Source organism: Croceimicrobium sp. (genome assembly GCF_965228705.1).
Lineage (GTDB): Bacteria > Bacteroidota > Bacteroidia > Flavobacteriales > Schleiferiaceae > Croceimicrobium.
This window is the reverse complement of sequence record NZ_OZ245832.1, coordinates 468554-493803: the sequence shown is the minus strand read 5'-3', so window position 1 is coordinate 493803 and position 25250 is coordinate 468554. Positions and strand designations below refer to the sequence as shown.

Here is a 25250-nt window from a genome sequence, read left to right as displayed (position 1 = left end):
CAGTCTATGAGGTTTAAGCTAATTCTCTTAATCTTGCTCTTTATCAACTTGTGGAGTAAGCCTGCCCTGGCCTGCGGGAATTTTTACGGACATAATCTTCAAGGTGAAATCGTTTTTAGCCCTGATATTTATCTCAGCGCCACCATGCTCAGTTTTGATAAAGATTGGCTTTGGTCTCAAAAAAAGGAGCTTGAGGAGAAAATTAAAAGGAAACCCCAAAATTTTCAATTTAAGTCGGATCTGTCTTTGGTACTTATGCAATTAGGCATGACGGACTCTGCATTAAGTATTCTAAGACCCTTAATTAAACTCTATCCTACAGAATACAATGTGGTGGCCAACCTCGGTACTGCCTTTGAACTAAAAGGGAAATTAGACAGTGCATTAATTTTAATCCGTAAGGGCTATGAGCTCAATCCGCTTTCACATCGAGGAAGTGAATGGATTCATATTAAAATCCTGGAGGCCAAAATCAAGGCCAAAAGAAGCAATCCCACCTGGATGCAAAGGAATGCCATTATCACCATGGAAGAATTAGAGCAAAGGCTGGGAGAAGGAGAGCTAAAAGCCGAACAAGTAAACCTCGACTTCAATTACCAAATTCGAACTCGCGTACCCTTCACTCCTGCTCCAAATGCGGTGTTGAGCAATCTATTTGAAACCCTGGGTGACTTCAATGAAAAATATGGAACCTATGAACAAGCGCTCCTGGCTTATGCCTACTCGATGAAATTCAGCTCAAATCCTAACTATAATGAAAACATCAGAAGGAAAATAAAGAACCTGAACCGCCAACTACATGAAAACAAGGGGGAGCATGATTTAAGCCCTGAATTCCACTCTATGTTGATACGAAGTGAGGTTGATCCTATGTTATTAGTTCTTGGTTTGGATGATTATGCCGACCATTTGGATTCAATCTACCTTCGAAATCAAAGCTTTGACTCGCTTAAGATCGCCAAAATGCAGCTCGACTCGATTGCCAAAGCAGTGGAGGAAAAAGATAGATTGGCGGATGAAAAAATCCGAAATCAAGAAAACCATAGTTATCTGTATCTACTTGGTGGTTTAGCACTGGGCTTACTAGTTGGAATACTAGTGAGGCAACTTGCAAAAAGAAAGGCTCAATGAAAGTTCTGCTAGTACAATTAATATTCATTTCCTTCCATTTATCCTTAATTGGCCAGAGTCCACGAATAACTGCTCGCCACGATTATCTCTACCAAGGTTTAGCAAATCCCCTCAGCATAAATAAGCATAACATAGCCTTTGATAGTTTCATTTTTGAAGTTGATAATGGCCTACTTGAAATTGACAGTTCAATAATGACTGCCTATCCCGTCAATATTGGTCCCTGGAAAATGAAAATCTATCAAATAGAAAATGGCGACAGTATTCTAGTGGACAGCCTGCTAACTGAAGTTCGGAAAATACCTGATCCTATTCCCTCAATATACATGAGACGAGAAGGTGTTTTTAGTAAAAATGCCATTGCCGCAGCGAAAATGGAAAGTTCAATTCATTCCTCTAAAATACTAGCTTGTGGCCTACGGTTCCCGATTCTTACTTACGATATCGTTGCTTTTCGAAATCATGAAATCCTTTGGGAAGTGACGAATGAAGGGGCAAGAATCACAGATTCTAACAAAGAGCAGATTTTGACTTTGGAATCGGGAGACCTGATCTCTTTTACTAATATCCTGGGTCTGAATGCCTATGACGAAGAAAATGTACTTACTCCCTTCCAAGTAGAAATTCAATAGCTTTAAACTCAAAACCTAAATACTTGTCAAAGTTCAAAGCCCTTATAATTCTTCGTTATTCTTTATTTGGCCTTTTGGGGCTATTCTTCATCTTGGTCATTTTAATACGCTATACCGATGGCACGATCAGCAGTGGTCAAAAGGTATTGCTTGGTTACGATGAAAAGGCTGAGCGCTTTCAATTTTTTGAAGATCGGGTCTATTACCTCAATGGAGTTGATGGTCCCTATATCTTAGGCGATAGCCTGATTCGTGTAAATGCTGAAAATGAGCTACTAATCGAACCCTTTGTTTCTGATAGCATCTTGGTCGAAAGCACTTCCGGTCTTCAATTTAAATTGCCCTTACACGCAAATTTTGAGGTTCCATCTGTACACTATCCTTTAAACACCAAGCTCTTAGCTATATCGGATATAGAAGGAAATTTTGAAGCCCTACAAGGGCTATTGCAAGCCCATTCGGTGATGGATCAAAATCTTAACTGGACCTTTGGAGATGGTCATTTGGTTTTAGTTGGCGATTTTGTGGATCGTGGTGTAGATGTAGCTGCCGTTCTCTGGCTCATCTATAAGCTCGAAGCCGAAGCTCTGGCGCAAGGTGGTCAGGTGCACTTCATTCTGGGTAATCATGAAATCCTTAATCTGCAAGGGAATTTCCATTATGCCAAAGGCAAGTATAAAAAACTGGCTTCCCTTATTGGTGTTGAGGATGATGCTCAAGCCAATAATCGCTTGCTCTATTCTTCCCAATCGCATCTAGGACAATGGCTTCGTACTAAAAATTGTATTGAAAAAATCGGCAATCAGCTCTTTGTCCATGCCGGGCTTTCGCCCGATATCTTAAAGTATAATCTATCCCTATCAGAGATCAATGAATTGGTACGCAAAAACCTGGATTTGGATTTGTACAAGAAACCTAATTCTGATTCAATTGCCAGTTTTCTGATGGGAGTACAAAGCCCTTTTTGGTACCGTGGTTTGGTGCGCGATTACAAATACTATCCAAAAATCCGCTCTAATGAACTAAGCCCCATTTTAAGCTATTACCATGCAGATCGGATCATTATCGGACATTCTATTGTTCCTGAGGTATCCACTGACTTTGATGGTAGGGTGATTCGTATCGATGTAAAGCATAGTCAAAGACTAAGCAGTTCGCAAAGCCAGGGTCTGCTTATCGAAGATGGTGAAGTGTTTAAAATTGATGCAAGCGGCACCAAACAAAGCCTTTTAATACCTTCGCCTTAAAACCTATTATGCAAGCTTCACTCGACAATAATTTCGGAAAAGTGTTTCCTCCGGCAGCAGTTTATGGTTCCTACCTGATTTTCGCCCTTGGTATATACGCCACTCTTTTTAATTTTTTGGGACTCCTATTTGTTTTTCTTGGTGCCTTCGGGGCTTTTGCTCGCAATGGATTACTCCTTGATCCCAAAAAAAATAGCTACAAATCTTACACTTGTTTTTTAGGACTAAAACTAGGAAGTTGGCAAAGCATGGAAGGCTATTCTGACCTCAGCATTTTAAAGAATAAGCAAAGTACGAAGGCTTATTCTAGGGCTATGATTGAAACTGAGACCAGTAGCGAGGAGTATTATGATATTTATCTACTTTCAAAAAACCACCGTAAAAAGCTATTGATCAAGCGCTCGACTGCCTACGATCAAGCCAAAATAGAAGCAGAATTACTGGCTCAGGCTTTAGATCGCCCCTTAGTAGCTTATCAGCCACAGCTAAGTGCGGCCACTCAAGCAAGACGCGCTAGGCGCCGTTAGACACTCGGCCTCAAAGCTTTAAAATTCTCTTAAATTCTACTAATCTGCCATAGGGCTGAAAAGAAATCCCATTCTATTTCGTTCCTTAAGGGAACCAATTAGCAGCCCATGAAGCCGATCTTCCCAATTCTTATCAGCATAGGATTAATTTCTGCATGCCAATCCCCTCAATCCGCAAGTCCCAAAGTAGCCGAAAATCATTTTCAGGCGCACAAAACATCAACACCAACCGAAGAAGAACAAGCAGCCCTTGCTATTCCTGATTCCAATGCCCCAAAGGTGGAACTGGTGTTCTGCCTCGATGCCACCGGAAGTATGGGTGGTTTAATTCATACCGCCAAGGAAAAAATATGGGACATTGTAAGCGTTACAGCTCAACAAAATCCGGCGCCAGAAATTCGGCTGGGAATGGTTTTTTACCGTGATCGTGGTGACAATTTTGTAACCTATGCCCTGCCACATACTAGCAATATCGACAGTATTTATACGGAGCTTTTGAAAATAGAAGCCAGTGGAGGCGGCGATTCACCTGAAAGTGTAAACCAAGCTCTCTGGGAAGCGATTAGTGATTTCCAATGGTCTTCTTCAGCTCAGGCTTATCGAAGCGTATTTGTAGTAGGCGACTGCCCTCCCCATATGGATTACCCCAATGAAGTGCGCTATCCTGAAGCCTGTAAAATGGCCAATCAAAAAAACATTCGCATCAATACCATTAAGCTCGGTACACAATGTCATGAGGCTATCTATCACTTTCGTGAAATGGCCCAAGTCACTAATGGAGAGTATCTTCAGTTGGATCAAGATGCCAGTGACCAAATTATTCGTTGTCCTCAGGATGATTCCATTGCCTTTTACTCCTATCGTCTGGATGATTCCAAACTCTACTATGGCAGCGCTCAAGAAAAAGAACGCATGCTAGAGAAGAAAGAAAAGGCCCTGGGCTTATTCAGCAGTTCAAGCAGTAATGCGGCTGCATCTCGCGCTAAATACAATATGAGTGCATCAGGTTCTAAGAACCTTTATGGGAATAAGGAATTATTGAATGACCTGGAGAATAACAAACTGAATTTCGAGGACCTCAATGAGGAGGAGCTACCGGAAGAATTAAAAGGACTGAGCTCTGAAGATCGTAAGGCCAAAATTGCCGATTTACAAAAGAAGCGATCTAGCATCCTTGCAAATTTAAAGCGATTGCAAAAGGAAAGAGACCTTTATCTAAAGGAGCAAAGAAATAATGATCCTGAATCCATGTCTTTTAGCAATCAGGTTTTTGAAATCATTAAATCACAAGCCGCGCAAGACGGCCTTATCCTCTAAAAGAAAAGAGCGGCTCCAGGGCCGCTCTTCTTATTTTATTCAAACTCTTGCAAGGTTCGGGTGATAATATCAACACAATCCAATAATTGCTCTTCGGTCATAACCAAAGGAGGCGCAAAGCGAATAATATTTCCATGGGTAGGCTTTGCTAAAAGTCCATGATCGCGCAAGCGCAAGCAAATATTCCAGGCCGTATCGCTGGTGGGTGAATCATTAATTACAATGGCATTTAAGAGACCACGACCGCGTACCAGGTTCACCACCTTAGAGCTTTCGATATACTCATTCATCTTTGTCCGGAACAGTTCCCCTAATTTCCGTGCATTCTGAGCTAGCTTCTCATTGCGAACCACATCCAGTGCCGACATGGCTACGGCAACGCCCAATGGATTACCGCCAAAAGTGGAACCGTGGGTACCGGGCTTAATCACATTCATAACTTTATCATCGGCCAAGACAGCTGAAACGGGATAAGCACCACCACTTAGGGCCTTTCCTAAGATTAACACATCGGGACGAACATAGGTAGCTTCTTGACGTTCGCAATGCCCTTCGCATGTACAATCACCACAAACTGCCAATAAAGATCCGGTACGGGCAATTCCGGTTTGAATCTCATCCGCCATAAACAAGGCACCTTTAGCATGACAGAGCTCGGCCGCTTTACGCAGATAATCCGTATCGGGTGTTACAACTCCTGCCTCACCCTGGATGGGCTCTACTAAGAAACCCGCTACATGGTCGTCTTCCAGAGCCTTTTCCAAAGCTTTTAAGTCATTGTAAGGGATACGCTCAAAACCGGGAGTATAGGGTCCAAAACCACTGCGTGCTTCCTGATCATTGGAAAAGGAAATAATGGTGGTAGTCCGACCGTGAAAGTTGTTCTCCGCTACGATAATTTTGGTTTTAGCCTCAGGATAACCTTTAAGCTCCTGAGCCCACTTACGACAAATCTTAATGGCTGTTTCCACCGCTTCTGCACCGGTATTCATCGGTAAAACTTTATCGAAGCCAAAGTATTCCGTGATGTACTTATCGTACTCACCTAATTTTGAATTGTAAAAAGCACGGCTGGTCAAAGTGATTTTCTCCGCTTGCTCTTTTAGGGTATTAATAATTTCGGGATGACAATGTCCCTGGTTCACCGCCGAATATGCTGAGAGGAAGTCGTAATAGCGCTTACCTTCAACATCCCAAACATAAACCCCCTCTCCTCTATCTAACACCACTGGTAGTGGATGATAGTTATGGGCGCCATGCTGATTTTCAAGGTCCATTAAATCTTTAGAGGATCGTAATTGAGGATTTTCAATCATCGTCTTTAGGTATTTATTTTTTGAGGGTTTCGATGGCTCGCAAATTAGGTATTTTTGCCCGCTCTATGGCAGGAAAGAAATTATATCACCGCGGGCAAATCTGCAATTTGGAAATTAAAGATTTGGCCTTTGAAGGCAAGGGAATTGCTAAAGTTGAAACCCCGGAGGGGCAATACATTGTATTTGTACCCAATACCATTCCCGGACAAATTGTAGAATGCCGAATGGTTAAGGTACAACGCTCTTATGCCGAAGCCAAATTAATTCGGATTATCCAGCATTCTGAAATGGAAGTGGAGCAAAACTTTGCCGCGATTCCCGGTGCTCCATATATCAATCTCCCTATCGAAAAGCAACGCGGATACAAAGAGAAAACCACCATTGAGCTCTTTCGTCGAATTGGCAAAATTGAAGCGGCCGAAGCGCTCTTTGATGAATACATTGAATCGCCACGTTTATTACACTACCGCAATAAAATGGAATACTCCTTCAGCGCGGTTTACGTTGAACCTAATCAAGATACCTTTTTAGACGGCTTTGGATTAGGTTTCAAAAAAAGAGGTCAGTGGTTGGCCGTGGAAAATCTCCTTGGTGATTCTGGTATGTTTGATGCTCAGTTTGAGGATTTCCTTCCCAAGCTTTCGGCCTGGTTACAAGATCGAAATCATCACGCCTGGCATCCGAAAAAGCACAGCGGCTTTTGCCGAATGCTGGCAGTTCGAAAAAGCTTGGCCAAAGATCAATTGTTGATCAATTTTGTAAGTAGTAGTGCGGAGTTGGAGCAATTTGATCAAGAGGCTTTCATAAAACTGTTTAGTGATGAATTCGGAGAAAGACTTGGTGGTTTAATACACACTATTAATGATGATGTGGGCGATCGCCCTAATGCTGCGGATGGCGAGCGACATTTGCTTTTAGGCCAAGAATATGTAGAAGAATACATTCATGGTTTACGATTTGAAATTAGCGTGGAAAGCTTCTTCCAAACCAATCCTGCCTCCGCTGAGCTTCTCTATCAAAAGGCTCTCGATTATGTGCAAGAAGATAAGGCCGATAGCAAGCCCGTAATTTTAGATCTCTTTGCCGGAACCGGAACCATCACTCAATTATTAGCTAAAGCCGTTCCTTCTGCGGAGGTAATTGGGGTGGAAATTATACCAGAGGCAGTAGAAGATGCTAAGCGATCGGCCAAAGCCAATGGATTAGAAAAACTAAAGTTTTTTGCGGCAGATGTTGGGAAATTCCTCTTAGAGCATCCCCTGTATCAAAATCGCATTCATACGCTAACATTAGACCCTCCCCGGGCGGGTATAGCACCTAAAACTTTAAGAAAGGTAATTCGTTTAGGTGCCGAGCGCATTGTATATATCAGTTGCAACCCCGCTACTCAGGCAAGGGATATGCAAACCCTGGCTGAATTTGGCTATAGCCTGAAGAAATTTTCACTGGTTGACCAATTTCCGCATACAGCCCATATTGAAAGCGTTGCCTTATTTGAAAAAACTAGTCATTAAAGAAACCCTTAAGGATGGTGCGGAGGCCTTTAACGGTAAAGAAAACCCCCACCAGCATTAATAAAATACTAATGCCCATCCAAATGTAATTTCCCTGACGTGCGGCTGGTAAACCCATTGCTACATAAAGTGCAGGACCGCTAAAGATTAAAGGCAGAGCTACTGCCATGAAACGCACGCCTTTAAAGATTTTATCTCGATCTGCTGCCATGCATGCAAGTTAGGAATATTAGCAGGGAATTTTGACAATATGTAATTTGGAAAAAATTTAAATGTGAAGGTACTGGCAATCATTCCGGCGCGCTATCAAAGCTCCCGCCTCCCAGGAAAACCCCTGGCCGAAATTCATGGCAAGAGCATGATTCAGCGGGTTTATGAAAGAACCTTAAAAGCGATGGATCAGGTTGTAGTGGCAACAGATGATCAGCGAATTGTTGAAGCGGTTCAGGCTTTTGGAGGAGAGGTTGTACTTACTTCTAAAGAGCATAGTACGGGGACGAACCGCTGTTTGGAAGCCTATCAAAAATGGAAGTCCGAACATGGTCCGGCAGAGGTTATTGTAAATGTACAGGGGGATGAACCATTATTGGAGCCTTCCGAACTGCAAACTTTAACCGGGCTTTTTCAAGATCCAAATTGTGAATTAGGCACCCTTGTTAAGGCCATTGAAACACAGGCAGAATTAGATAACCGCAGTGGCTGCTTTGTTACCCTGAGCAAGAATCATGAGGCTCTCTATTTCTCCCGACAATTAATTCCTTTTATTCGGGATCTGGATTACTCTGAATGGCTTGGTGCTCATACCTTTTACAAGCACATTGGTTTATATGCTTATCGGCCAGAAGCCCTCGAAAAATTTGCACAGCTCGCTCCATCATCGCTCGAAAAGGCAGAGGCCTTAGAACAAAACCGTTGGTTGGAAAATGGCGGACGAATTAAAGTGGGTTATAGTGAGGTGGAGAGCCTTTCGGTAGATACGCCTGAAGATTTGGCCATGGTCCAAAAAATCATTGCCGACCTTGAAGATTAAAGAATTAAAAGATTTTCTGGATCGCAAAGCGGCTCAATATGAAGCCCGAAGCTTTTTGGATGAAGATCCCATTCAAATTCCACATCGCTACAGTCGAAAAGAGGATATTGAAATCATGGGCTTGCTTACGGCCACCATCGCTTGGGGCAATCGCAAGAGTATTATCCGTTCGGCCTTAAACATTGCCGAGCTTTTGGATGAAGCACCATTTGAATTTGTGATGCAACATGAGGAATCTGACTTAAAGGCCCTCCCTCCTTTTGTGCATCGCACTTTTCAATTGGAAGATTTACAGTTTTTTCTTCGGGCCCTGAAAAATATCTATCAGGATAAGGGCGGATTAGAAAGGGCCTTTAATCATCCCAAAGGCATGAAAGCGGGGATTGAGCAGTTTCGAGAACACATGTTTAGCATTCCACATGCACCTAGAAGCGAAAAGCATATTTCAAGTCCTTTTAAAAACTCTGCAGCCAAGCGCTTGAATATGTATTTGCGTTGGATGGTTAGGCCAAGCACTGCCGGGGTTGACTTTGGGCTTTGGCAACAGATTAATACCTCAGCACTTTATTGTCCCTTGGACGTACACAGCGGCAGGGTTGCTCGAAAATTGGGGCTTTTAAAACGGCAGGCCAATGACTGGAAAGCCAATGAGGAACTCCGAACAAGTCTGCTAAATTTTGACCGAGTAGATCCCGTCAAATACGACTTTGCCCTTTTTGGCTTAGGTATATTCGAGAAATTTTAAGAACGTGCTTTTTTAGGAATATCCTTGGAGAGCACTAATTCCGGTGCGGTCTCTGCTAAGCTCAAATTATACATCGCCCGGGCAATGTCTCTGGCTTTTACGCCTCGGTATTTTTTCGGAATCAATGGATTTAATATTCGAAAGATAAACATGGCGATTGCCTCCAAAGGACGTGTTTCTTGACGCGGGCCCATTATCATAGAAGGACGTAGAATTATGCTTTCCGGACCATATTTCCGTACATCCTCCTCCATTTGTCCCTTGGTTCGCAGATAAAAATTAGAAGATTCTGCATTAGCACCTAATGAAGAAACCACCAGGAGTCGTTTCAATCCCTTGGCTTTAGCCCATTTGGCAGCAGACACCGGAATGCCATGATCTATTTTAAAATACCAGGATTCATCAGGAGTTTTAGCTTTGGTAGTACCTATGCAAATGAAGAGCAGGTCCGCATCCAGCGAAAGCTCCCAAAAATCCTCACTCATCAAATCACCGGTGACTTGTTCCAATTTCGGACTTTCATTATTTAGGGGTCTTCGCCCCAAGGCATATACCTTTTCGATTTCAGGAGAGGCGATTAAATCTTCCAAAAGGAAGGATCCCACCAGGCCTGAAGCCCCTAATATTACCGCCTTGCTCATCCGTTTAATTCCGTCATATTAATAATGCGCAGCTGATAGCCTTTTTCCATCTTCCGCACCTTGTACCAAAATAATTTGGAGATAAGACCGGCACTCAGTAATCCGGCCCCCAGGTAAATCTGACCTTCTGTTAAAATTGGCCGATCATCATTAATTAGACTATTAACCGTAAAGATACCCGTAAATAGCCCAGCCCCTGCGATGGCCGCTTTGCCAAAGAAAGGTATAAGACCATTGCTGTATCGTACTCCCAGAATTTGATTCCAGGTATAGTATTTTGTGCCTAGCACCAGTCCTGCCGAGTCTCCCCCATTAAAGTAGCCTTTCTGCCAAAAGCTATCCTCACCATCAGATAAGAGTATTTGCAATTTTTCGCCTTGCTTCCATCGGTGATCCGGAAATTCACTTCCTTTTTCTACATACAAATAAGCTTGGGCTTGTACTGAAGTGGTACTAAGACCGATCAGAAACAGAATCAGGCTTGCTATCCAGGTTTTCTTCATCCTTTGTAGTGTAATGGTAATATACCTTTATATCACCCTTTTGGTCATCGGTATTTTGTTTCCAGTAATCCGGACCATAGCGGGCAATTTCTTCACTAAGATCGTCATCTATATCGTCATAACTAAATGAACGCGGAAAATCTCTTGGTGGTGAATTACGGAAATATACAGCTAAAAGCCCGCCTACCACTGCTCCTGCCACATGGGCCTCATAACTAATTTGGGGATCTGCAGGCACCATACCCCAAACCATGCTCCCGTACAAAAAGGCCACCAACATACTTAGCGCTAATAAATTAGGATGGGCCCTTAACAATCCTGAAATAAAAATAAATGCAGCTAAGGCATAAATTAATCCTGAGGCCCCTATATGATAATTCGGTCTACCCCAAAACCAAATGGCTAATCCTGATAAAAACCAGGATATCAATATTACCGGTAGAGCTTTTCGTGGGTAGAAGTAAATAAGGCCAGTACTTAAGACCCACAGCGATAAGCTATTATTGCGAAGATGGTTCAAATCCCCATGGATAAGTGGAGAAGTGAAAAGTCCAATTAGACCATTTGTATCTCTAGGTTTTAGCCCAAATTCGTAGAGACGCAGTTGAAACTGCTCATCTAAAAAGTAAATTATGGCAAGAATAGCAATGCTCAATAAAGGTATCCATGCGTAAGCTTGGCGAAGCAATTGGAATAGATCCTTCCAAATATGATTGCGAGAATTTGTCATTGTTTAAATTGAAGATACCAAAAAGAATTCCAAGCTTTCCTAGATTTATATTTCGGTCAATTTGTCTTTCAAAACAGTTCAATTTCACAAAATTTGCAGCATGAATCAACCTTTGGCAGAACGCCTTCGTCCCCGCAGTTTTGATGAAGTAATTGGTCAGGAGAGCCTCCTAGGCCCTGAAGGTCAATTGCGATTACTAATTAATAGGGATCTGGTTCCATCTCTTATTTTTTGGGGACCTCCTGGAGTAGGTAAAACCACTTTGGCTCAATTAATTGCCGAACAATCGCAACGGAAATTTTATACCCTCAGTGCCATTAACAGTGGGGTTAAAGAAGTACGTGAGGTCCTGCAAAAGGCTCAGGGCCAGGGTTTGTTCGCACAAGGAAAGTCTCCCATTCTATTTATTGATGAGATTCACCGCTTTAGTAAATCACAGCAAGACAGTCTATTACACGCCGTTGAAAAAGGTACCGTCGTTCTTATTGGTGCTACTACTGAAAATCCAAGTTTCGAAGTAATTCCCGCTTTGCGCTCGCGCTGTCAGGTTTATGTTTTGGAAGGCCTAAATTCTGCCGAATTGCAAAAGTTGCTTAATCGTGCTCTGGAAAAAGATGATTGGTTAAAAGCCCAAAATATCAGCATTAAGGAAGCGGAAGCTTTAATGCGCTACAGTGGTGGCGATGCACGAAAAATGCTTAACAACTTAGAATTGGTAGCTGGCCAATTAGGACCGGGAGCCGAAATCACCAATGAATCGGTAAGCCGAATTTTGCAAAATCACACCGTTAGTTACGATAAGGATGGGGAGCAGCATTATGATGTAATATCTGCCTTTATCAAGTCTATTCGTGGTAGTGACCCCAATGCGGCGATCTATTGGTTGGCAAGAATGATTGAAGGTGGTGAAGAAGCTCGTTTTATTGCTCGTCGATTAATTATTCTCGCTTCAGAAGATATTGGTCTGGCTAATCCTAATGCCCTGCTTATAGCTAATGCCTGCTTTGATGCCGTGCATAAAATCGGTTGGCCCGAAGGACGAATTCCACTAGCCCAATGTACCCTTTATTTAGCCAATTCACCCAAGAGCAATTCTGCTTACAAGTCGATAGGTGAAGCACAAGCACGCGTAAAGCAAGAAGGTAATCTTCAGGTCCCCTTGCATTTGCGCAATGCCCCAACTCAATTGATGAAGGACTTAAATTACGGAGCAGACTATAAATACAGTCATGATTATCCTGGGCATTTTGTGGATCAGGAATTTCTCCCTAAAGAAATAAGCGGTGAGGTATTTTATCAGCCCGCTGATAATCCGGCCGAAAAAAAAGCCAGCGAAGTTTTGCAACAACGCTGGCCCAAATATTATCCTAAGAAATAAGTCTTAGAAGCCATTAAACTGGCGAGTAGTGCTGATTTCTGATTCTGTTTCGGTATTCTTCAACATAATATCGAAAAACTTATCACAGCCATCCTGATTACCACCATCACCAGCAATAAAGTCGATAGTAGCTTTATTAAAGGTTAATGGATTAGGATCTACAGTTGTAGCAATATCCAGGTCGATAACCCCTTCGGTTAAACGGTATGAACAAGTATTGTCAATTACCATAGGAGTGCCGATTGCCACATCGAAAGAATAGTTGCTGTTGTCATAAGTCGCATCTGCAGTACCTGAGATAGTGTAAACATCATCGCTTACATCATCAGGAGTAGCAGAACCTGCAGTCCATTGCATAGACTTATCCGTATTTAATACGAAAGTCTTGGGGCCACCATCGTCAGCAGAAGTATTGTCTTCCATGGTAAAGGCAGTAACATCCAAATCGAATTTATCGCTACCCATATTTTCAACGAAAAGACTTCCACTTACGGGCTTATCATCTTCCTTGAAATTTACCAGGCTAACATCCACAGTTGAACCCATGTCCAAATAACCTGTACCCGTAAGAGTCATTTCAATAGCGCCTTCGATAACTTTCCCGCGAGTAGCAGTACCGGTACCGTAATCCAAAATGTACTTATTAGGATCGGAAGCATCGCGATCGAAAGTAGCATTGTCGATGGTAATGGGAACGGATGGGTTGGCGCTAAAGTCGAAGGTACGCATAGCCTCATCTACATTGCGATAGATTTGACTAACATTACTCTCTGCTGTAACATAGAGCTCGCCCATAGCAGCTTCCACCTCACCAGTAGAAGTAAGATCGCCGTCTTCGCAGGCCGTAAAGGCCATTGCCAAAGCGGCAAGTCCTAAGAATTTGTAGTTAAACTTTCTCATAATTGGGATGGGATTTAGATTAAAATTTATAGAGTAAAGAAGCTGTTTCTGCGGCTTCTTCCTTTTGTTCCTTTACTTTTTCCTTCTGTTTAGTCATGCTTTTAGCACGCTTTCCATAAAAACTTAAATTGATACCGAAGCGGAAATTGGTAGTCTGCACGGTAGCATAATCTGCTGCCATAACATTATCCGACATCAAGTACAATTGCACGGCACCCAATTTTAAATCGAAGCCGGCTCCTACATTATGCATGGTGCCGTTGATAATAGAGTAGCCAGCGGTGAATTGGAAGGTACGAGACAATCGGCCAACGTAATTAACACCATAGTCATTAAACATTTCGCCATTCCAAATACGTGTATGGAAAAGAGCACCAAAGCTGTGTTTGTGAGTTAAATGATAATTAAAAGAAGCATAAGCCTGACTCATCAAAGAACGTGAATAAGTATTCCCATCCTCTTCGCGGAAATTAAAGGCCTTCTCCAGGCTATCTGCAGTGGCATTGCCCACATTGCTAAAGTCATCCTTACTCAGATCTATTTCCACTCCTTCAAAATCAAAGGTTCCTTCACTTACATAATCTCGATTGTAAGAAGTATAAGTAATACTTCCCAAGTCGAGGACCGAAGCGCTTACATCGAATTTGTCATTGATTTGGTAGAAGGCCCCAAAATCAAAGGCAAAGCCCGTATTATTAGGTAAGGCAATGTCCATAATTTCCTGATCCTCGAAAGATTCAAATGCGGAAGGTCCGGAGGTCCGAATTAATATATCAGAAGTCGCCTTAATGTTGTAATTACCATTATTACGCAAGCTCAAATTCATTCGATCGATATAGGCATGCTGCTGAACAAAAATGTACTTGGCCTTAAGACCTATAGTTAACTTGTCTTGTAAAAGTTTGTGCTGGTAGCCCAAATAGAAATTGGTTCGATTGATGGTTTCCAAATCAAAGGTGTTCAAATCCAGATTGGTAATACTGCCATTACCGCTAAATAGAATTTGAAACAGCTCATACGGAAGGTCCATTTTAAAGTCAATATTCTGGGTTGCTCCCAAAGTCACAAAGCCCCTTCCGGTTTTAAAACCTACACCAAGTAGTTCAACACGATTGTTCAAGTTCAACTGACTGCGCTCATCTAAATTATTGCTAAGCTCAGCCAGGTTCTGATTGATATCAGTACCCTTTTCGAAAATATCTACTAAAGCAAAACCCGAATTGTGATAATGCGTACTAATGCCTGAAATAGCGGGTAATCCGATATACCATTTGGCCTGTTGAGGATAGGCGGGATTGGTATGATGTACCTGCGGGATAGCATTAAAATTGTACAACATCATATCGCTTTGCGCGGAAAGGCCAACTGAAATTCCCAGGCCCAAAAGTAATAGTGCTAACTTTTTCATTGGTCACCAGAAATTTGATAGTTACCCTTAGCTTGCATCGCTGCTTTAATCTTTAAGTCATAGTCTGAATAAAGCTTCACACTAGTTTGACCATTATTGGTCGTATTCACTGAAGCTACAAAGCGCAGATCACGAATTTTCAAGAAATCGTCAATCATATCCCGGTCAAAAACCACCGGATTTTCTTCGATAGTGGGACCGGTTACACGACCATTTCCATCTACCGGTGCAGCGCTAAGCAATGGCAGAATAAAGCCATTTATGCTATCGCCCAAAGCATTGATAAATGATACACTTAAATTAAGGTCAAATGGAAGGCGGTTTTCGGACTGAAAGAAAACGGTTAATTCATCCAAATTGTCCAGATTCTCTAAATCAGCACCAATATCTTCCACTGTTTGGTCCAGACGCATGTCTTCCAAACGGAATTCCATGGGCACATCCACTTCAAAATCAAGAACCACATTAGAGGTATTCGATATAAAGTTAGGATTGGCAGATGGCCCATTGGGGTTAATCTGAATGCTACCGGAATAGTAAATCTTTTGTGGAATATTGGCCAGGAAATCCGTGATATCCGAATTGGTTGGATCCAAACTTAAATTGGAAACCGCCACTACACCAGGCGCTGGTGAAGCCTGTATTAAGAAAGGATCATTATCCAATGCTACCCGCTTACGATCATTATTCTCACCGATAAACTCGGTTACAATCTCAATCGGTAGACCTACAGTAGAATTGGTAATTAAAGTCAAACGTGGATCGGTCAGGTAAAAACCTCCGGTAAAACGTTCTAATCCATTGATCTTAAAATCAAAATCACCAGGAGGCGCTGCTTGAACACGGTCTCCAAAATAACCATTGGCAACGGCTACTCTTAAGTTTTGCATGGCTACACCGCAGATAATGACATTACCAGGATTTACATTGGCCGTATCAATAAGCTCTAAGCCAATACTCAAGGCATTTACCGAATTTCCACCATTGGTAAAATCAAACACTAAACCATCCAAATCCGAAGAATCGATTAGAGAACTGGTTCCTGCAGCCAGAGTAAAGGTATCCACATAGGTGGCACCATTTAATGTTGCATTTCGGTAAGTAAAACGAAAACGCGTATCCGCTTGAACGGTATCATTACTATTCACCGTAAACTCAATCTTTCCACTTTCAAAAGTGGCATCGTATAATTGAGCCCCGGCAATGGTTCCCAAAGCAACATCCAAATCGAAAGTAGGCTGCGTTTTATCCACTGGAAGTGGTAAAGGGTCCTGATCTGGAATAGTTAAAATGTCATCAATAGAATAAGTAAATACCGAATCCTGACGATAATAAATACGGAGGGCATTACTGGGATCTACCACCAGGGTGGAGTCTTCAATGTCGGAAACCAGGTCTTCAATACTTAAAGTCAGGTTTGCCAGAGGGACTGTAGCTGAGCTCTTCACCTCGATATCATTAATCATATCAAAGTCAAGCTCCTTGTTACAAGCAAAAACAATGAAAATCAGTAAGGCCAAGGGGCCAACTTTCTTCATAGAACGAGTGGGATAAGATAGTTTTTACAACAAATGTTCAGCACAAATATGCGAAATTGTGCGCTTAAGTCCCACAGAGTCTGAGTGAAAAGAGGGTTTTACCTATCGAATTACAGGGAATTCCGCTTTATAGGATATGTAGTTCGGTGCGTCTATTACGAGCTCTATTCCGCTCCGTATCATTTGCTACCAAAGGTTCCTTACTCCCTTTTCCTTGATATTCCATCCGATTGGCATCTATTCCTAAAGCTACCAATGCATCGTATACCGCCTTGGCTCTTTGGCTGCTTAATTCAATATTGTAGGAATCCGATCCCTGGTTATCCGTATGCCCTTCCAGTCGAATACGTAAATCTGGGTTCAGCTCCAGAAAGCGCACCATTTCGCGTAATTCCTGATTACTTCGATCTGTTAATTGAAAGGAATCGAACTCAAAAAAGATATTCTCCAGAATTACCTTTTGCCCTTTGGCAATAGGTACTAATTCGACTAATAAATGCAGAGCCTCTTCCCTGCTTTGTTCAGCCAATGCAAAATTGCGAGAATAAAAAAGATAGCCTTTCAGAGCAACTGACAATCCATAATCGCTACGAGCGGCTAATACGGCATAAAATGCACCTTCTTTATTGCTACTGCCATGAACGACCTTCGTGCTATCACTTAAATCAATAAACTTAAGTGGAGCTCTCAAGCTTTTACGCGTTTCCTTATCAATAACTTTTCCCTCTACATAGGCAATGGGGCGCGCTTGAGCCGCTTCCGGTAATCTGAATTCGTATAAATCTAGTTTCCCGAATCCTTCTTCCATGGCATCAGAACTGAAGAAGCCAGTGCGACCATCCGGCCCCACAATTAAGCTGAATTCCTGAAATGAAGTATTAATAGGATGCCCCAAATTTATAGGTTCACCCCAGGTACCATCAACCTGTCTTTCCGATACAAAAAAGTCTAAATCTCCCATTCCTGGATGCCCATTGCTACTGAAATACAAATGCTCATTATCAAAATGGATATAAGGCGAAGTTTCCTGTGATGCGGTATTTACCTTTCCAGGAAGCCTTTGGGATTTCGTCCACATCTTACCATTAAACTCACTATAGTAAATATCCATATTGGGATCCGTGCCACTGCGACCTCGCACAAAATACAAAGTGCGACCATCGGGTGATATCGAAGGTTGGCTTTCCCATAAATGCGAATTAATAGCTGGCCCCAAATTAATGGCCTTGGACCATTGGCCATTCGGGCCCAGAAAAGAAGCGTAAATATCACAGCTTCCCAAGCCTCCAGGGCGATCACAAGCAGCGAAGAATATTAGCTCGCCATCTGCACTTAAGCTTTGGGCGCCTTCATTTCCAGGAGTATTTAACTGACCGAGGAGCATTTGTGCTTCCGACCAGGGAGCCCCGGCACTATCCCTCCGGGTATACCAAAAATCTTCATCTAACTTTTGACCGTTTTCCGATCGATGCGTAAATACCAATGTGCGAGAATCAGCTGAAATGCTGGGGAAATATTCCAGCTCTTCGGTATTTACATTGGGTCCTAAGTTCTTGGGATTGTATTCTATCACCTTCTTCAAGGCTTCTAAAGCAAATTTGGAACTGGCTATCATTCTTTCGATCTCCTCCTGATAGCGACTATTTGCCCTGGGATGCTGTAAATAGTTTTCTAAAAAAGGGATGCATTCCTCGTAATGCTTCATACCATAAAGCTGGCGTCCCTGAAAAAAATCGAGGTAATAAGGAAAATCGTAATGGCGGGCCTTTTCATATTGATACAAAGCACTATCTGAATTTCCTAATTGATTATAGATATCCGCTTTGAAGAGGTATGCATCAACAAAAGACTGATCTTCTTCCAATGCATCGTCCAGAGCTTTTAAGGCTTTTTCCAATTCATTCTCCTTAACATATTCCCTGGCTTTGGTCATGTATTTCTGTGCATCGCGATTCTGAGCCTGAAGCAGGCTTATGGAAAAAAAGAAAAGAAGAAAACAAACGAGGCGATGCATAAAAACGTAATTAGTGTATACCTTCCTAAACAAGAATCTTGCAAATATGAAGAATGCAATCCGACTAAGCTTCTTCTTCCTCTTGCTTTTCCTTTTACAAAACTGCCGGAAGGAAGAAAGTCAAACAGGAACACCTGACCTTAACGACACGGTGATAATTCCCAGCATAGAAATCGAATATGCCCTAACCTGCGGCTGGAATACGCGAGCCGATACCCTACGTATAAGTCGTGATAGCATACATCTTTACCAACGCATTCAAGGCTGGGGCGAGGCACCACATGATACTCTAATTGATACGGCCTTTTATGTACCTCTGGCCTGGTTAGATAGCTTATACTACAATTTGGATATGAGTGCCTTCCAGCAATTGAATTATCAATCAGGCAATTTGCCCTCTGATGGTTGTAATATTGATCTCTACTTGAAAAAGGACAACAGTGATCATGCGATTCAATTTAGCTTATTAGATAGCATCCCGGGCTGGGAAAGCTATATACAACGCCTGGATTCGATCTGGATCGCCGCCGGTGGAGTTTTACCTCCAGGTCAAAATTAAGACTCAGTCCAGCGGCCCATTTTACCGGACTGATAATCCATAATGGCCTGCTGAATTTCCGCTTCGCTATTCATTACAAATGGACCATAAGAAACTACCGGTTCATTTATAGGCTCCGCTTCACCTAAAATGATGTAAGCATCTTCCAATACTTCGATATCCAAGAAACCAGGATTGTCTTCAAATTGCGCAAGCTGACGTTTATTCATTTCACGACCATTGACCTTAATAGAGCCTTTGACCAAGTAAAAGAATATTTGCTCCGTCTTAGCATCCCAATGTAGTTTACTTCCGGCAGGAGCCTCCAAAGTGCTCATGAACTGAGGATAAGGACTTTGCACCGGACCCTCAGTACCGTTGTAGGTACCGCATATTAAATTGAGCTTGAAGCCCTCTCCTATTCTAAGCTCTGGAATTTCATCTTTTTGAAATCCTTGATAATGAGCAGGACTCATTTTTTTAGCCGCGGGTAAATTGATCCACAATTGCAAGATCTCCATGGGTCCGCCCTTTTCCAGAAATTCATCGGAAGAGGTTTCGGAATGAATAATTCCGGCTCCGGCGGTCATCCATTGTACGCCACCTTTCAATATTCTACTGGAAAAACCCTGACTATCCTGATGCACCAATTCACCTTCTACAATGAAGGTGAGGGTTTCAAAACCCCGGTGGGGATGCGGACCGAATGGCAATCCTTGGTTATTGGCAGGAAACTCTTCATAGCCATGATGGTTAAGGAATATATAGGGATCGAGCTGCGAGATGCCCGGTACCGGTAAAGCACGCCAGGTTTTTAATCCAGGCATGTGGGCAGTCATGGCATCGCTTATTCGAATAATCTTACGCATGAGTTGTTTTTGGGAATTGACAGTTACAAAGATCAAATGTTCAATTAAAATGTGGAAAATAAAAAGTAAAGTATTCTTATATTTTTAGCATTCTTTTTATTTTAGCAACAAATCTTTTTCTCTTGAAACAACTCGGACCTAATATTCGGATTTTACGCAAGCAAAAAGGCTGGACCCAGGCTCAGCTTGCTGAAAAGCTCAATGTGAACCGCAGCTTAATCGGTGCTTATGAAGATGCCCGTTCAGAACCGCGTTTGGATACCTTGCAGCTTTTTTGCCACTTGTTTGGGGTTTCGCTCGAAGCCCTACTTTATAAAAAATTGGATCAGAAAAGTCCCAGTCCGATTCGGAGCGATTACCCTTTGCGAATTTTACCGGTGGCCGTGGAAGCATCCGGCCGAGAGTTAATTAGCCTGATTCCCCAAAAGGCTGCAGCCGGATACACCCAAGGTTATGCAGATACAGAATATATCGAAGGCTTAAAATCAATAAGCCTTCCCCTGCCCGAATTACAGCAAAGCGGCACCCTGCGGATTTTTCAAATTGAAGGAGACTCTATGTTGCCGGTTCAACCGGGATCCTATATCATAGGGGAATTTGAAGAAAATTGGGAGACCCTAAAGAATAATGCTTGCTACATACTACTTACCCTTAATGATGGCATTGTTTACAAGCGTATTGAAAATGAGCTGAGCTCTAAAAATCGCCTGCTTCTCAAATCTGATAATACAGAATACAAACCCTATTATTTGGATGCCCTGGAAATCCTTGAAGTATGGCGGGCCAAAGGTATTTTAAGCTTTCAAGTGCCTGGGGAAAAAGACCTGCAAGACCTGCATTATCAAAAAATGATGCAAGGAATAGATGAGCTTAAAGCGGAACTACGGGACTTAAAAAAACAGGTGAAAAATGAAGCCTGAAAGGCGTGGAAGAGGTAGCCAGGAGAAAGTACCAAATCCTTTTGAGTCGCGTGAGTATATAGAAGATCCTGAATACCAGGAATGGCAGCATCAGAATGGAGAAGACCCCTGGGCTGATGAAGCCACTCAATACACCGAGGTAAATGCTAAAAGCATTGTGAATGCCGTATTGAGCCCCGACCTTGGCCATAAGTGGAGTTTAAACCCCTATCAAGGATGTGAACACGGCTGCTCTTATTGCTATGCGCGCAATACTCACACTTACTGGGCCTTAGATGCCGGTCTTGATTTCGAAAGACAAATTCTGGTGAAGCGAAATGCAGCCGACCTCCTTGCACGTCATTTTGAAAAAAGCTCCTGGCAGCCGGAAGCGATTATGCTATCTGGCAATACCGATTGCTATCAGCCTCTGGAACGAAAGTTAGGCATTACCCGCTCCCTTTTAAAGGTTTTCTTGGAATACCGCAATCCCGTGGGTATTGTAACCAAAAATACCCTCATTGAGCGCGATCTGGATTTGCTGATTGAACTCAATAAGCTCAATTTGGTGCAAGTGGCTTTTAGCCTGAATAGTTTGGATGAAAGTTTACGTCGGAAAATGGAACCTCGCACTGCCACTGCAAATCGTCGACTGGCTCTGATCCAAAAATTAAGTGATTTGGGTATTCCGGTCCAAGTTTTAATAGCGCCTATCATTCCTGGTCTCAATAGCCACGAAGTATTGAATATCGCTGAAAAAGTTGCCGCAGCCGGAGCGCGAAATATCAGTTACACAATTCTAAGACTTAATGGGCAGGTTAAGGATGTATTCCTAAGCTGGTTAGAAAAGCATTATCCTGATCGCTATCAAAAGGTCTATAATTTGGTGGCAGCCAGTCATGATGGCCAATTGAATGATTCGCAATTTGGGAGGCGAATGCATGGCCATGGCGAGATGGCAGAACAAATTAAACAGAGTATAGTACTGGCCCGTAAACGCTACTTTGCTCAAAGAGAATTAAGCGATTACAATTACCAGGCTTTTCGGAGAATGCCAAAGGGACAGTACCAACTTTTCGACTAAAATAGGGCAAATGCCTTATGGCCTTGCGATTAAGCGCCTACTAGCTTTGCGATTAAAATTGTAAGATGCGCCAAGTTCTACTCAGTTTGCTCCTGCTTTACTCCTTCTCCTCTTACAGTCAATGGGATTCCTGCGGAATTACTAAGGCTCTCAACAATCCCAATATTGAAGCCATAGATGCATTTACGCATTTTCAAGGTCGACTTTATGTCCATACTTATTTAAGCGGTTTGCAATATTCTGACGATTACGGAAATACTTGGGACACTCTAGCGCAATCTGCTTTTAACGGAATACCGGTGCAATTTTACAGTCACAATCAGAAGCTATATGCTTCTACCCTGGTATCGGCCGCAGCCGGAGGAATACAGTACTACAGCGTAAACCAAGGTCAAAATTGGATCATCGATACTGTGGGCATGCCCCTTAGCGCCATCAGCCAGAGCTATCGTGCGCGAGTATTGAAAGCGCAACAAATGGGAGACTATCTCTTTTATCAACTGAACACCCCAAATTCCTTTTATTGGCGGCATAAAGACTCCACAGTCTATCATGCTGATGCTTTTGCCAATGGCAATTTCATGAATGGCTTTGAAGTGTATCATGATACCCTCTGGGCTTCTATAGGGGGCAGCTTTTACTATTTGAGTCAGCCTCGTGGTACCTTCGTTCCATGCACCAATACTAATTTGCCCAATCTCACTTTGGCCAGTATTCTCTTTTGTACAGCACAAAAGATTTATATGGCCACCACCGATGCCAATCAGGACTGGAACCTGTATTGGACAGACAATCGCGGTAATAGCTGGAATACCATCGCCCTGCAGAGTATCTTAGGAAACGGTGCTTTTGGTCAAAAGCGCGGTATTAGCTGCATGTATGCAGAAGGCAACGAAATTTGGCTGGGACTAAAATCCAAGGGAGCTAATGAAAAGGTGGGAATTTTATATTCAGCAGATGCCGGTGCAAATTGGAGCCTTCAAGAAAACAATTTACCTATCGATCCCTTTGGTACCAATGCCGTGAAAAGTATTCGACGTGCTGGTGGCTATCTCTTTGCCGAAATGAGTTTCAAGGATGTATACCGCCAGGGGCAAAACATTGGACTCCAAAACTATGGATTGCACGAGATTAAACTCTTTCCTAATCCCAGTGAAAACTATTTCAAAATACAGAGTACAAAAAAGCCTGTTCGCATTGTGATTTATGATTTACGCGGAAATCAAATGAAGGAGTACTGCAATATGGAGCGCTATTCAGTGCAAGATTTACGCTCCGGACTCTACAAAGTTCAGATCCATTTTAAGGATGGTCAGAGTAGCCAGCGTAATTTATTGATCCCTTAATCCAGCCATTCAAATACAAAGCTTTGCTCAAGCTCCGAACTCAAACTTTTAGCTACCGGGCAATTGCGACCTATCCCTTCTAAAATCTTTTGCATCTTATCGGAACAATTGGCCTTTAGTCGGATTCTCACTTGAACAGCCGCCACCCGACGAGGCTCACTGGCCATAACTTTATCTACAATTGCCTCACATTCTTCCAGATCAAAGCCTTCCTGATGGGCTCGAATTCCCATCACCGTAAGGGCGCAAGAAGCTAAGGAGGTCGCTAGTAGATCGGTAGGTGAAAATGCCTGCCCCAATCCATTGTTGTCCAAAGGCGCATCGGTTTGCATAATTTGCCCCGAGGCTAAGTGCTCTAAGTCATTGCGCAGAGCGCCCTGATAGCGTACCTTGCTTATTGTTCCCATTCGAAGATTTTGCCGCAAGGTACAATTTCAACCAATAGTTAATTCTTATCAATTAATAAAAACACATAGTAATACATTATATTACTTTTGTCAAAACGAAAAGAACATGCGCCTACCGATCATCAAACATGCCGTAGATTTTATTGAAGCCAATGACGAAGATTGGGTTCATGAAAGTATTGAGCTTTTAGAGCATATGGCTGATGCCAAAGGATTGAAAGACGAAGAACTGGAAACCATTGGCGAGCTGATGTCTAACTTTTATGGTGCCTTAGAAGTACACAAGGCCATAAAAGCAGGAACTCCCCGCAAAGAAGCGCTCAACCAGTTTATGGAGCGCGTTATGGGCTCTATAAATTAAAGTCATCAGCTCATCATTAAAAGCTTGAAACCTTCCTTGCATCTTCGGGTTAATTGTAGGAATTTCCCCTTATGCAAGGATTGCGTTTTAGTGAGTACAAAGGCAAAAGTCAAAGTACTTTTGATCGCCTGCTGGAAGTGTTTAAAGAACTCCTCTTGCACACCAGTGGCGATGTGGACGAGGCTATAGATTGGCTGCGTGCTCTGGATCAGGAGTACGAGCTGAGTACCAAAGATTATACAATCGACGACTTTATCGAAGACCTTAAAAAGAAAGGTTTCCTTCGAGAAGAGATTGATGATGGTGGTGGTTCTGGATTAGCGATGACCGCCAAAACAGAACGTGCCATTCGACATCGAGCTTTAGAACAGGTATTTGGCAAGCTTAAGAAAAGCCAACAAGGAAATCATCAAACCAAACATGCGGGTCCTGGTGATGAAAACAGCAGTGACCATCGCCCCTATCAATTTGGCGACAGCCTGGAGCAAATTGATATGCCTCAGAGTCTCAAAAATGCCTATGCTAATAATGGCATTGATGATTTGAGAATGAGTCAGGATGACCTGGTGGTGAATGAGCAATTTTACAAGGCTCAGCTTAGCACCGTTTTGATGATTGACATCAGTCATTCCATGATTCTTTATGGTGAAGATCGCATTACTCCTGCCAAACGTGTGGCACTAGCACTCGCCGAATTTATCAAAACCCGCTACCCCAAGGATACGCTGGACATCATTGTATTTGGTAATGATGCCTGGCAAATTGAATTGGAAGAAGTGCCCTATTTAAAGGTAGGGCCCTATCATACCAATACGGTAGCTGGTTTGGATTTAGCCATGGACCTTTTGCGGAAAAAGAAAAACAGCAACAAGCAAATTTTCATGATTACCGATGGGAAGCCCAGCTGTTTGCATGAACCCGATGGAAGCTATTATAAGAACAGCTTTGGCTTAGATGATTACATTGTTGGCAAATGCTATAATCGCGCGGCCGCTTGCCGTCGAGCTGGCATTCCCATCACCACCTTTATGATTGCTCAGGATCCCTATTTGCAGCAATTTGTAGAGCATTTCACGCAAGCCAATAAGGGCAAAGCATTTTACACTGGCCTCAATGGGCTGGGTGATTTTATATTTCAGGATTACGAAAACAATCGCAAGCGTAGAATAAACTAA

At 42.6% G+C, this 25250-nt stretch carries 26 protein-coding genes; 15 read left to right on the top strand and 11 right to left on the bottom strand.

Annotation, left to right across the window (positions count from 1 at the left end; all coding sequences use genetic code 11):
* Nucleotides 1–6: 6 nt before the first annotated feature.
* The 5 genes from ACO05P_RS02035 to ACO05P_RS02015 all read left to right on the top strand — a co-directional run bounded on the left by ACO05P_RS02035 (nt 7) and on the right by ACO05P_RS02015 (nt 4854).
* Complete coding sequence (locus ACO05P_RS02035) at nt 7–1131, top strand: tetratricopeptide repeat protein (RefSeq protein WP_421753126.1); 1125 nt, start codon at nt 7–9, stop codon at nt 1129–1131.
* Entirely contained in the window at nt 1128–1763 is a 636-nt protein-coding gene (locus ACO05P_RS02030) for a hypothetical protein (protein ID WP_421753125.1), read from the top strand. The genes ACO05P_RS02035 and ACO05P_RS02030 overlap by 4 nt, the downstream gene beginning before the upstream one ends.
* A 23-nt stretch (nt 1764–1786) precedes the next feature.
* Complete coding sequence (locus ACO05P_RS02025) at nt 1787–3010, top strand: metallophosphoesterase (protein ID WP_421753124.1); 1224 nt, start codon at nt 1787–1789, stop codon at nt 3008–3010.
* Between the two features lie 8 nt (nt 3011–3018).
* Complete coding sequence (locus ACO05P_RS02020; RefSeq protein WP_421753123.1) at nt 3019–3537, top strand: hypothetical protein; 519 nt, start codon at nt 3019–3021, stop codon at nt 3535–3537.
* A 108-nt stretch (nt 3538–3645) separates the two neighbouring features.
* Complete coding sequence (locus ACO05P_RS02015; RefSeq protein WP_421753122.1) at nt 3646–4854, top strand: vWA domain-containing protein; 1209 nt, start codon at nt 3646–3648, stop codon at nt 4852–4854.
* Between the two features lie 35 nt (nt 4855–4889).
* Here the strand turns inward: ACO05P_RS02015 and rocD are convergent, their stop codons facing one another.
* Nucleotides 4890–6170, bottom strand: coding sequence for an ornithine--oxo-acid transaminase (gene rocD / locus ACO05P_RS02010; RefSeq protein WP_421753121.1), 1281 nt, complete (start codon nt 6168–6170; stop codon nt 4890–4892).
* A 32-nt stretch (nt 6171–6202) separates the two neighbouring features.
* Here rocD and rlmD point away from each other — a divergent pair, with 32 nt between their 5' ends.
* Nucleotides 6203–7684 (top strand): 23S rRNA (uracil(1939)-C(5))-methyltransferase RlmD, encoded by a 1482-nt coding sequence (rlmD, locus tag ACO05P_RS02005; protein ID WP_421753120.1) that lies wholly within the window; start codon nt 6203–6205, stop codon nt 7682–7684.
* On the opposite strand, the gene ACO05P_RS02000 is transcribed toward rlmD, so the two are convergent.
* Entirely contained in the window at nt 7674–7895 is a 222-nt protein-coding gene (locus ACO05P_RS02000; RefSeq protein ID WP_421753119.1) for a DUF6095 family protein, read from the bottom strand. The two genes, rlmD and ACO05P_RS02000, sit on opposite strands and share 11 nt — an antisense overlap.
* A gap of 63 nt (nt 7896–7958) precedes the next feature.
* On the opposite strand from ACO05P_RS02000, the gene kdsB reads away from it, so the two are divergent.
* Nucleotides 7959–8714 (top strand): 3-deoxy-manno-octulosonate cytidylyltransferase, encoded by a 756-nt coding sequence (gene kdsB, locus ACO05P_RS01995; protein ID WP_421753118.1) that lies wholly within the window; start codon nt 7959–7961, stop codon nt 8712–8714.
* Nucleotides 8704–9459, top strand: coding sequence for a TIGR02757 family protein (locus tag ACO05P_RS01990; protein WP_421753117.1), 756 nt, complete (start codon nt 8704–8706; stop codon nt 9457–9459). Before kdsB ends, ACO05P_RS01990 begins: the two co-directional genes overlap by 11 nt.
* Here ACO05P_RS01990 and ACO05P_RS01985 read toward each other — a convergent pair.
* The 3 genes from ACO05P_RS01985 to ACO05P_RS01975 are packed head-to-tail and all read right to left on the bottom strand — an operon-like array spanning nt 9456 to nt 11333.
* Nucleotides 9456–10100 carry an NAD-dependent epimerase/dehydratase family protein gene (locus ACO05P_RS01985; protein WP_421753116.1) on the bottom strand — a complete coding sequence of 215 codons (645 nt, stop codon included), beginning with the start codon at nt 10098–10100 and terminating at the stop codon, nt 9456–9458. The genes ACO05P_RS01990 and ACO05P_RS01985 overlap by 4 nt on opposite strands.
* Nucleotides 10097–10603, bottom strand: a complete 507-nt coding sequence (locus tag ACO05P_RS01980; RefSeq protein WP_421753115.1) for a hypothetical protein — start codon at nt 10601–10603, stop codon at nt 10097–10099. Before ACO05P_RS01980 ends, ACO05P_RS01985 begins: the two co-directional genes overlap by 4 nt.
* Nucleotides 10554–11333, bottom strand: coding sequence for a rhomboid family intramembrane serine protease (locus ACO05P_RS01975; RefSeq protein ID WP_421753114.1), 780 nt, complete (start codon nt 11331–11333; stop codon nt 10554–10556). Before ACO05P_RS01975 ends, ACO05P_RS01980 begins: the two co-directional genes overlap by 50 nt.
* Nucleotides 11334–11433: 100 nt before the next feature.
* On the opposite strand from ACO05P_RS01975, the gene ACO05P_RS01970 reads away from it, so the two are divergent.
* Nucleotides 11434–12711, top strand: coding sequence for a replication-associated recombination protein A (locus ACO05P_RS01970; RefSeq protein WP_421753113.1), 1278 nt, complete (start codon nt 11434–11436; stop codon nt 12709–12711).
* Nucleotides 12712–12714: 3 nt separating this feature from the next.
* On the opposite strand, the gene ACO05P_RS01965 is transcribed toward ACO05P_RS01970, so the two are convergent.
* The 4 genes from ACO05P_RS01965 to ACO05P_RS01950 all read right to left on the bottom strand — a co-directional run bounded on the left by ACO05P_RS01965 (nt 12715) and on the right by ACO05P_RS01950 (nt 18571).
* A complete protein-coding gene (locus ACO05P_RS01965; protein ID WP_421753112.1) occupies nt 12715–13611 on the bottom strand; it encodes a hypothetical protein in 897 nt (298 codons plus the stop codon).
* A gap of 19 nt (nt 13612–13630) precedes the next feature.
* Nucleotides 13631–15019: a DUF5723 family protein gene (locus tag ACO05P_RS01960; protein ID WP_421753111.1), complete on the bottom strand. Its 1389-nt coding sequence runs from the start codon at nt 15017–15019 to the stop codon at nt 13631–13633.
* Nucleotides 15016–16557 carry a hypothetical protein gene (locus tag ACO05P_RS01955; protein ID WP_421753110.1) on the bottom strand — a complete coding sequence of 514 codons (1542 nt, stop codon included), beginning with the start codon at nt 16555–16557 and terminating at the stop codon, nt 15016–15018. Before ACO05P_RS01955 ends, ACO05P_RS01960 begins: the two co-directional genes overlap by 4 nt.
* A 127-nt stretch (nt 16558–16684) precedes the next feature.
* Complete coding sequence (locus ACO05P_RS01950) at nt 16685–18571, bottom strand: OmpA family protein (protein ID WP_421753109.1); 1887 nt, start codon at nt 18569–18571, stop codon at nt 16685–16687.
* Nucleotides 18572–18617: 46 nt separating this feature from the next.
* Between ACO05P_RS01950 and ACO05P_RS01945 the strand changes: the two genes are divergently transcribed.
* Complete coding sequence (locus ACO05P_RS01945; RefSeq protein WP_421753108.1) at nt 18618–19130, top strand: hypothetical protein; 513 nt, start codon at nt 18618–18620, stop codon at nt 19128–19130.
* Here the strand turns inward: ACO05P_RS01945 and ACO05P_RS01940 are convergent.
* On the bottom strand, nt 19127–19978 hold the full coding sequence (locus tag ACO05P_RS01940; protein ID WP_421753107.1) for a pirin family protein: 852 nt from the start codon (nt 19976–19978) through the stop codon (nt 19127–19129). The two genes, ACO05P_RS01945 and ACO05P_RS01940, sit on opposite strands and share 4 nt — an antisense overlap.
* 122 nt (nt 19979–20100) lie before the next feature.
* On the opposite strand from ACO05P_RS01940, the gene ACO05P_RS01935 reads away from it, so the two are divergent.
* The 3 genes from ACO05P_RS01935 to ACO05P_RS01925 all read left to right on the top strand — a co-directional run bounded on the left by ACO05P_RS01935 (nt 20101) and on the right by ACO05P_RS01925 (nt 23307).
* Nucleotides 20101–20898, top strand: a complete 798-nt coding sequence (locus tag ACO05P_RS01935; RefSeq protein WP_421753106.1) for a helix-turn-helix domain-containing protein — start codon at nt 20101–20103, stop codon at nt 20896–20898.
* Complete coding sequence (locus ACO05P_RS01930) at nt 20888–21961, top strand: PA0069 family radical SAM protein (RefSeq protein WP_421753105.1); 1074 nt, start codon at nt 20888–20890, stop codon at nt 21959–21961. The genes ACO05P_RS01935 and ACO05P_RS01930 overlap by 11 nt, the downstream gene beginning before the upstream one ends.
* 65 nt (nt 21962–22026) lie before the next feature.
* A complete protein-coding gene (locus ACO05P_RS01925; RefSeq protein WP_421753104.1) occupies nt 22027–23307 on the top strand; it encodes a T9SS type A sorting domain-containing protein in 1281 nt (426 codons plus the stop codon).
* Here ACO05P_RS01925 and ACO05P_RS01920 read toward each other — a convergent pair.
* Entirely contained in the window at nt 23304–23714 is a 411-nt protein-coding gene (locus tag ACO05P_RS01920) for an OsmC family protein (protein WP_421753103.1), read from the bottom strand. The two genes, ACO05P_RS01925 and ACO05P_RS01920, sit on opposite strands and share 4 nt — an antisense overlap.
* A 106-nt stretch (nt 23715–23820) precedes the next feature.
* Between ACO05P_RS01920 and ACO05P_RS01915 the strand changes: the two genes are divergently transcribed.
* Both ACO05P_RS01915 and ACO05P_RS01910 read left to right on the top strand, forming a co-directional pair.
* Nucleotides 23821–24075, top strand: a complete 255-nt coding sequence (locus ACO05P_RS01915; RefSeq protein ID WP_421753102.1) for a DUF6952 family protein — start codon at nt 23821–23823, stop codon at nt 24073–24075.
* Between the two features lie 71 nt (nt 24076–24146).
* Nucleotides 24147–25250, top strand: a complete 1104-nt coding sequence (locus ACO05P_RS01910) for a vWA domain-containing protein (RefSeq protein WP_421753101.1) — start codon at nt 24147–24149, stop codon at nt 25248–25250.